Consider the following 8,126-nt stretch of genomic DNA (forward strand, 5'->3'; position numbering starts at 1 on the left):
TCCCAACTTAATCTTGCATTGAGGATGGTCGATGGACCTCCCCGCCCGACCCCCTCTCGTAGTCAACGCGGACTTAAGGAGCGCCATGCAAGGCGTCAAACGACGAACCCGCCGATGGATCACCCTGGTGGTGATGGCGGTCGCCACCATGGCGGCCGGACTCGGCGTGCTCGCCCCCTCGGTGGCCTACGCGGCCGAAGGCTGCAAGGTCGAATACAAGGTCGCCAGCCAGTGGCCCGGCGGCTTCACCGGCAACGTCGACATCACCAACCTCGGTACGCCGATCAACAAGTGGGACCTGGTCTGGACCTTCCCCAACGGCCAGCGCATCACCCAGATCTGGAGCGCCACCGCCACGAACTCCGGTGACACCTACACCGCGAAGAACGTGGACTACAACGCCAAGATCGCCACCAACGGCTCGGTCTCCTTCGGCTTCAACGGCTCCTGGACCACCACCAACGGCATCCCGGCGCAGTTCAAGCTCAACGGCGTCGTCTGCGACGGCTCCGTCGGCCAGCCCACCACCTCGCCCACCACGGAGCCCACCACGACGCCGCCGCCCGGCGGGGCCACCGCGATGGAGACCGTCGCGGCCATGGAGCCGGGGTGGAACCTCGGCAACACCCTCGACGCGGTGGGCGCCGACGAGACCGCCTGGGGCAACCCGCGCGTCACCCAGGCGCTGATCGACAACATCGCCGCCCAGGGATACAACAGCATCCGCATCCCCGTCACCTGGGACAACCACCAGTCCAAGACCGCCCCGTACGCGGTCGAGGACGCCTACCTCGACCGCGTCGAGGAGGTCGTGGGCTATGCGCTCAACGCCGACCTGCACGTGCTCATCAACATTCACCACGACTCGTGGATCTGGATGGCGGACATGAACACCAACCGCACGGTCGTCGAGGCCCGCTACGAGGCCATCTGGACCGAGGTGGCGACCCGCTTCCGCGACGCTCCGCCGGAGGTCCTGTTCGAGAGCGTGAACGAGCCGCAGTTCAACAATGTGGACGATCCGACCGCCGAAGGGCTCCTGAACGACCTCAACGTCTCCTTCCACGAGATCGTGCGCGGCACCGGCGGCGGCAACGCCACCCGCGTGCTCGTGCTGCCGACCCTGCACACCAACGCCGGGCAGGCCCACCTCGACGCACTCAGCGCCACGATCGCCTCGCTGGACGACGAGAACATCGCCGCGACCATCCACTACTACGGCTTCTGGCCGTTCAGCGTGAACGTCGCGGGCTACACGAAGTTCAACGCCGAGGTCCAGGCCGACCTCGAGGGGTACTTCGACCGGGCCCACGCCGAGTTCGTCGCCAACGGCATCCCGGTGATCGTGGGCGAGTGGGGCCTGCTGGGCTTCGACGCCCACACGGGCACCGTCGAGCAGGGCGAGAAGCTGAAGTTCTTCGAGTACCTGCAGTACTACGCGGCGCAGAAGGACCTCACCCTGCAGCTGTGGGACAACGGCCAGCACTTCAACCGGACCACCTTCCAGTGGCGGGACCCGGAGCTGTACTCGATGATGAAGGCCGGGTGGACCTCCCGCTCGGGCACGGCCTCCTCGGACCAGGTGTTCGTGGCCAAGTCCGGCACGGTCTCGGACGTCTCGCTGACGCTCAACCCGAACGGCACCACGTTCCAGGCGCTGCGCCTGGGCTCGACGAACCTCGTGCAGGGCACCGACTACACGATCTCGGGCAACACCCTGACGATCAAGGCGAGCCGGCTGACGGCCCTCCTGGGCGACCGGGTGTACGGCGTGAAGGCGAACCTGCACGCGGTGTTCTCGCAAGGGGCGCCGTGGCGGATCAGCGTCATCTCCTACGACCAGCCGACCATGTCGGCGGCCACGGGCGCCACGGGCTCGTTCGCGATCCCGACCCAGTTCAACGGCGACCAGCTGGCGACCATGGAGGCGAAGTACGCCGACGGCACGGCCGCCGGGCCGCACAACTGGACCTCCTACAAGGAGTTCGCGCGCGCGTTCAGCCCCGACTACACGGCCGGGACGATCAGCCTCCCGCAGGCGTTCTGGACCGACGTGAACGACGGCCAGAAGGTCACTTTGACGTTCCACTTCTGGAGCGGCAAGACCGTCACCTACTACGTGACCGAATCCGGCGGCAACGTCACCGGCTCGCTCACCTGACCTGACGAGTGAGGAACGGTCCCCGGCGCATGCGCCGGGGACCGTTCCTTCAGCTGCTCAAGAAATTCGTGGGAGCGGTGCAACCCGTCGTTCTCGCGTCGACGTATTCATATTCGACGATCCCCAACGTCCACAGCGGCCTCGGGCCGCCACCCTCGAAATTGGAGACTGCATGTCCATCCGCTCATCCAAGCTCGCCCTCCGCGCCGCCACGGCGCTCGCCGCCGCCCTCGTCGCGGGCTTCACGCTCGCCCCCGGCGCCGCCCAGGCCGCCTCCAGCGGCACGGCGTTCTGGAAGGACCCCGCCCAGATCTACAACGGCGGCCGCGCCGAGAGCTCGAGCTCGGGGGAGAACCTGGCGCTCCTGGACTTCCGCGCCGACGGCTGGGGCACCCGCGCCCAGCTGCAGGTCAAGACCCTCGACCCGGCCGGGTACTGGTACTGGAAGAACACGGGCCCGGTCTGCTTCGACGACACCAGCACGAGCAACTCCGCCGGCGGCATGACCGTCTGCGACAGCAACGTCGCCGAGGGCGCCACCTACCGCATCCACATCTGGGCCTCCCAGAGCGGGACCTACAAGTGGCACAACTACAGCGGCGAGATCACGGCCTAAGCGGCCGACTGCACTGAACCACGGAGCGGTTCGGGGCAGCCCTGGCGTTGGGGGCCAGGGCTGCGCGCAGGCGAAGCCTCAGCGGGTGGACTCGCGGACCCTGAGCTCGAACGGGGCCGTGTGGTCCTGCGGCTCGCGCTGCGGGTCCTCCAAGCGCGAGACGATGAGCTCGACGGCCTTCTCGGCCATCCAGCGGTGCCCCGGGGCCACAGTGGACAGCGACGGCGTGAGGAACTCCGCGACCGAGATGTCGTCGAAGCCCACCACCCGCACGTCCTCCGGGCAGCGCAGGCCCAGATCCGCCAGACCCCGCATCACCCCGATCGCCACCGTGTCCGTGATGGCCACGACCCCGTCGAAGTCGACGCCCGCCTCGTGCAGGTCGTGCACCGCGCGGCGGCCCGTCTCCTGGCCCATGCCCGACAGGCACACCAGCGCCGGGTCCACCGGGATCCCCGCCGCCTTCAGCGCCTCCGTGTACCCCCGGTACCGGCGCGAACCCACATGCACGCCTTCGAGACTCCACCCGGTCACGTTCGCGATCCTGGTGCATCCACGCTCGATCAAGTGCTCGGTGGCCGCCCGCGAACCGGCCTCGTTGTCCATGCCCACATGGTCGATGGCCTGCCCGTAGTCCCGCTCGCCCAGCATCACGATCGGGAAGTCGCCCCAAGTGTGCGCCTGCTCCTTGGGATCGAGGATCACGGCGCTGATGATGAGGCCGTCGAACTGCAGCCGGTGCGACTGCGAGATCGCCTCGGCCTCGCCCTCGGCCGCCGCCCCGGTCTGCTCGATCGCCACATGGAACCCCTTGGCGGCCGCCGCGGCGATCACATGCTCGCCCAGCACCCCGAAATACGGCTGGTCGACGCCGGGCACCGCGAGGCCGATGACCCCGGTGCGCCCGGCCTTCAACGTGCGGGCGTTGACATTGAGGCGGTAACCGGATTGCTGGACGGCGTCGAGCACGCGCCGGCGCACGGGGTCGCTCACCCCGGGCCGGTTGTTGACCACATTGGATACCGTCATCTTCGACACCCCGGCCAGCCGCGCCACGTCGCTCATCGTCACCATGTCAGTTACCGCCTCTCATCTGCCGCTCCATCCTCCCATCATCCGATGGGAGGAACATCTCCCGCTACGCGAGCGCGCCGGAGACCGTGACGAACGAGTGCGCGGGCAGGTGCACGCGCAGCTTCGAGCCCTCGAGCTTGACACCCTCATGCGCGCGCGGCGCCACGGCCTCGAGGGCCTCCGGGGTGTTGTGCGCCTGCAGCGAGTCGGCGGTCAGGATCAGCGCCTCGAACTCGCCGAGGCCCCCGCCGCGCAGATCGACCTCCACGTCCTGGCCCGCCTCGGCGTCCAGGTTCGACAGCGAGACCAGCAGGCGGCCGTCCTTGCGGGAGGCCGAGACCGAGACCGTCGGCAGCTCCTTGCCGTCCACCTCGCGCGTCGGGAGGCCCGCCGGGGCGTCCACGCGCAGCGACGCCGCGTCCTGGTGGCCCTTGTTCATCTGGAACACGTGGTAGGTCGGCGTCAGCACCAGCGCACCCGAGTCCGGGTCGGTGAGGATCATCGCCTGCAGCACGTTCACCGTCTGCGCGATGTTCGCCATGACGAGCCGGTCGGCGTGCTTGTGGAAGATGTCGAAGTGCAGGCTCGCCACCAGCGCGTCGCGCATCGTGTTCTGCTGGTACAGGAACCCGGGGTTCGTGCCCGGCTCCACATCCCACCAGGTGCCCCACTCGTCCATCACGATCCCGATCTCCTTGGTCGGGTCGTACAGGTCCATCACGTTCGAGTGGCCCGTCAGCAGCTCGTCGGTGTGGAGGGCCTTGAGCATCGTCGTGTAGTACTCGTCGGTCGAGAACTCCTTCGCGTCGCCCTTCTTGTCCCAGGTGCCGCCGATCGTGTAGTAATGCAGCGAGACCGCCTGGTAGAGCTTGCGCTCGACGCGCTGGCAGCCGAGGTGGCCCAGCTGCTCCATGAGCTTCTGGGTCCACTGGTAGTCGGCGTCGGCGGCGCCGGCGGCGATGCGGTAGAGCTTGTTGTCCCCGTAGTCGCGGCAGTAGGTGGCGAACTTGCGGGCCTCCAGGGCGTACTGTTCGGCGTTCATGTTGCCGCCGCAGCCCCAGGGCTCGTTGCCCAGGCCCCAGAACTTGACCTTCCACGGCGCTTCGCGGCCGTTGGCCTTGCGCAGGCGCACCATCGGGGAGTCGCCCTCGCGGGTGAGGTACTCGATCCACTCGCTCATCTCGCGGACGGTGCCGGAGCCGACGTTGCCGGCGATGTACGGCTCGGTCTCCAGCAGCTCGCACAGGTCCATGAACTCGTGGGTGCCGAAGCTGTTGTCCTCCTCGACCCCGCCCCAGTGGGTGTTGATCATGACGGCGCGGTCCTCCTTGGGACCGATGCCGTCCATCCAGTGGTACTCGTCGGCGAAGCAGCCGCCGGGCCAGCGCAGGTTGGGGATGTCGAGGGCGCGCAGGGCTTCGACGACGTCGAGGCGGATGCCGCGCACGTTGGGGATGTCGGAGTCCTCGCCGACGTAGAACCCGCCGTAGATGCAGCGGCCGAGGTGCTCGGCGAAGTGGCCGTACACGTGCTTGCTGATCTGGGGGCCTTCGATGTCGACGTTGATGACGGCGGAGACGGCGTCGTTGCTCATAGGGGCCTTCCTGGCGGTCGAGCGGATGACAAGTGATCTTTATCGGTAAAGCGCGGTTCACTCTACCCGGTCGCATACCCGCCGTGTCAAGCCCGCCGCACCGGCGGACCCAGACGTCCCGCGCAATGAGCACCGGCCGATACCCGTGGACACGCCGCGGCCGTTCGTGATTCCATGCGGCATGGCCGAAAGCAACCGCAGACTCATCGAACTCAACCACCCCATCACCGCGGGCATGACCACCTACCCGGGCATGCCCGGCCCCGCCATCACCCCGTACCTGACCTGGGAGGACTCCCACTTCCACTACGAGGACGGCACCGAGTTCTCCATCGGCCGCATCGACATGATCGCCAACACCGGCACCTACCTCGACACGCCCAGCCACCGCTACCGCGACGGCTACGACCTCGCCGGACTCGACCTCGCCAAGGTCGCCGACGTGCCCGTCACCCTCATCGACCTCACCGGCGCCGACCGCGCCATCGGCCCCGACGCGCTCGCCGGCACCGCCATCGGCGGCACCGCCGTCCTCCTGCGCACCGACTGGTCCCGCCACTGGGGCACCGAGACCTACGGCGACACCGCCGCCGCCCCCTACGTCACCGCCGACGGCGCGCAGCACCTCGTCGAAGCGGGCGCCGTCCTCGTCGGCATCGACAGCGTCAACATCGACAACGCCGCCAGCGGCGGCCCCCGCCCCGCCCACTCGACGCTCCTCGCCGCGGGCGTGCCCATCCTCGAACACCTCACCGGCCTCGACCAGCTGCCCGCCGCCGGCGCCCGCCTCCACGCCGTCCCGCCCCGCATCGAGGGCTTCGGCACCTTCCCCACCCGCGCCTACGCCGTCATCGAGGCCTAGCCCCCTGAGAGGACCCCGCCCCTCATGAACGCCCTCATGGAAATCCTGTACTTCCCCCTGTTCACGATCGCCGACGTCCCCACCACCCTCGCCGAAGGGCTCGCCTTCGTCACCGGCGCGCTCTGCGTCTGGCTCGTCGCCCGCCAGCACATCGCCAACTGGGGCATCGGCATCGCCAACTGCCTTCTGTTCATCCTGATCTTCACCGACAGCGGCCTCTACGCCGACGCCGCGCTCCAGATCGTCTTCATCGCGCTCGGCGTCTACGGCTGGTGGAACTGGGTCAAAGGCGGCGGCCCCGCCGCCGACACCCTCCCGGTGAGCCGCACCGGCCGCCTCGAATGGTTCGCCCTCACCGGCGCGGGCCTCATCGGACTCGCCGGGATCGCGGTCCTGCTGACCACCGCCACCGACTCCACCGTGCCCTCCTGGGACGCCCTCACCACCGTGCTCTCCCTCATGGCCACCTACGGCCAGTGCCGCAAGCGCGTCGAATCCTGGTACCTGTGGATCGCGGCCGACATCGTCTACGTCCCGCTCTACGCCTACAAGGGCCTCTACCTCACCTCGATCCTCTACATCGGGTTCATGGCCCTGTGCGTCATGGGACTCCTCAACTGGCGCAAGGACCTCGCCGCACAAGCGCAGCCCGCGGAGGCGGCCGCGTGAAATCCGAGCACGGCCTGGTCCTCGGCAAGTTCTACCCGCCGCACGCCGGCCACCACCACCTCATCCGCACCGCCGCGGCCGGATGCGAACGCCTCACCGTCCTCGTCTCCCACGCCACCGTCGAATCCATCCCGATGGCCACCCGCGTGGACTGGATCCAGGAGGCCCACCCGGACGCCCGCGTCATCGGCACGATCGACGACGTCCACATGGACCTCCACGACGAGAAGATCTGGCAGGCCCACGTCGACATCTTCAAAGCCGCCGTGCCCGAACGGATCGACGCGCTCTTCACCTCCGAGTCCTACGGCCCCGAACTCGCCCGCCGCCTCGGCGCCGTCCACGTCGAGGTCGACCAGGACCGCGGCGCGTTCCCGGTCTCCGGCACCGCCGTGCGCGCCGACCCGGCCGCCAACTGGGACTTCCTCGAAGGCCCCGTGCGCGCCGGCCTCACCCGCCGCATCGTGGCCCTCGGCGCCGAGTCCACCGGCACCACCACCCTCGCCGAAGCGCTGGCCGCGCACTACCGCGAGCGCGGCGGCGTCTGGGCCGCCACGCGCTGCGTCGCGGAGTACGGCCGGACCTATAGCGAGGAGCGGCTCCGCGCCCTCCAAAGAGAGGACCCGGACGCGACCTGGGGCGACGTGCGGTTCACGACCGAGGAGTTCCCGCTCATCGCCAAGCGGCAGAACGAACTCGAAGAGGCCGAGGCCCGCCGTACCGGCCCGGTCCTGGTCTGCGACACCGATGCCTTCGCGACCGCGATCTGGCACGAGCGGTACCTCGGTGATCGCAGCCCCGAGGTCGAGGCGATCGGGTCCGCGCTCGAACACGACCTCTACCTGCTCACCGACCATGAGGGCGTCCCGTTCGAAGACGACGGCCTCCGCGCCGACGAGCACCTGCGCCCCTGGATGACCGCCCGCTTCGAAGCCGAACTGGAGCGCACCGGCCGCCGCTACGTGAAACTCCAAGGCCCGCATGAGCAACGGCTTGAGCAGGCCGTCGCAGCGGTCGACACGCTCATCGCCGCGGGCTGGCACTTCGCGAGCCCGCTGCCCGAATACCGCTGAGCGGCATACGGAAGCGGGGCGGGGGGGCCGGCCACGGGCGGAGGCGGGGGGGCGGGCCGGGCGCGGGGTGGGGGGGG

Annotated in this window: 7 protein-coding genes; 5 read left to right on the plus strand and 2 right to left on the minus strand. The window is 69.0% G+C overall.

Features of this window, described 5'->3' with window-relative positions:
* Positions 1-85: 85 nt before the first annotated feature.
* Together J5V16_RS04160 and J5V16_RS04165 are read left to right on the plus strand one after the other, a co-directional pair.
* Positions 86-2,161 (plus strand): cellulase family glycosylhydrolase, encoded by a 2,076-nt coding sequence (locus J5V16_RS04160; RefSeq protein ID WP_208494747.1) that lies wholly within the window; start codon positions 86-88, stop codon positions 2,159-2,161.
* Between the two features lie 172 nt (positions 2,162-2,333).
* Positions 2,334-2,777 carry a hypothetical protein gene (locus J5V16_RS04165; RefSeq protein ID WP_208494748.1) on the plus strand — a complete coding sequence of 148 codons (444 nt, stop codon included), beginning with the start codon at positions 2,334-2,336 and terminating at the stop codon, positions 2,775-2,777.
* A 78-nt stretch (positions 2,778-2,855) separates the two neighbouring features.
* On the opposite strand, the gene J5V16_RS04170 is transcribed toward J5V16_RS04165, so the two are convergent.
* On the minus strand, positions 2,856-3,851 hold the full coding sequence (locus J5V16_RS04170) for a LacI family DNA-binding transcriptional regulator (RefSeq protein WP_208494749.1): 996 nt from the start codon (positions 3,849-3,851) through the stop codon (positions 2,856-2,858).
* Positions 3,852-3,915: 64 nt separating this feature from the next.
* Positions 3,916-5,445, minus strand: coding sequence for an alpha-N-arabinofuranosidase (locus J5V16_RS04175; protein WP_208494750.1), 1,530 nt, complete (start codon positions 5,443-5,445; stop codon positions 3,916-3,918).
* A gap of 181 nt (positions 5,446-5,626) precedes the next feature.
* Here J5V16_RS04175 and J5V16_RS04180 point away from each other — a divergent pair, with 181 nt between their 5' ends.
* The 3 genes from J5V16_RS04180 to J5V16_RS04190 are packed head-to-tail and all read left to right on the plus strand — an operon-like array spanning position 5,627 to position 8,049.
* Positions 5,627-6,307 (plus strand): cyclase family protein, encoded by a 681-nt coding sequence (locus J5V16_RS04180; protein ID WP_208494751.1) that lies wholly within the window; start codon positions 5,627-5,629, stop codon positions 6,305-6,307.
* 24 nt (positions 6,308-6,331) lie between these two features.
* Entirely contained in the window at positions 6,332-6,976 is a 645-nt protein-coding gene (gene pnuC / locus J5V16_RS04185; protein WP_208494752.1) for a nicotinamide riboside transporter PnuC, read from the plus strand.
* Positions 6,973-8,049, plus strand: a complete 1,077-nt coding sequence (locus tag J5V16_RS04190) for an AAA family ATPase (RefSeq protein ID WP_208494753.1) — start codon at positions 6,973-6,975, stop codon at positions 8,047-8,049. Before pnuC ends, J5V16_RS04190 begins: the two co-directional genes overlap by 4 nt.
* Positions 8,050-8,126 lie beyond the last annotated feature (77 nt).

This window comes from Glycomyces niveus, from assembly GCF_017592475.1.
Lineage (GTDB): Bacteria > Actinomycetota > Actinomycetes > Mycobacteriales > Micromonosporaceae > Glycomyces > Glycomyces niveus.

Bases quoted from the DNA above. Each gene is read 5' to 3' on its own strand.
- J5V16_RS04180 (WP_208494751.1), top strand. From the start codon at position 5,627: ATGGCCGAAAGCAACCGCAGACTCATCGAACTCAACCACCCCATCACC.
- J5V16_RS04160 (WP_208494747.1), top strand. From the start codon at position 86: ATGCAAGGCGTCAAACGACGAACCCGCCGATGGATCACCCTGGTGGTG.
- pnuC (WP_208494752.1), top strand. From the start codon at position 6,332: ATGAACGCCCTCATGGAAATCCTGTACTTCCCCCTGTTCACGATCGCC.
- J5V16_RS04170 (WP_208494749.1), bottom strand. From the start codon at position 3,851: ATGGTGACGATGAGCGACGTGGCGCGGCTGGCCGGGGTGTCGAAGATG.
- J5V16_RS04165 (WP_208494748.1), top strand. From the start codon at position 2,334: ATGTCCATCCGCTCATCCAAGCTCGCCCTCCGCGCCGCCACGGCGCTC.
- J5V16_RS04175 (WP_208494750.1), bottom strand. From the start codon at position 5,445: ATGAGCAACGACGCCGTCTCCGCCGTCATCAACGTCGACATCGAAGGC.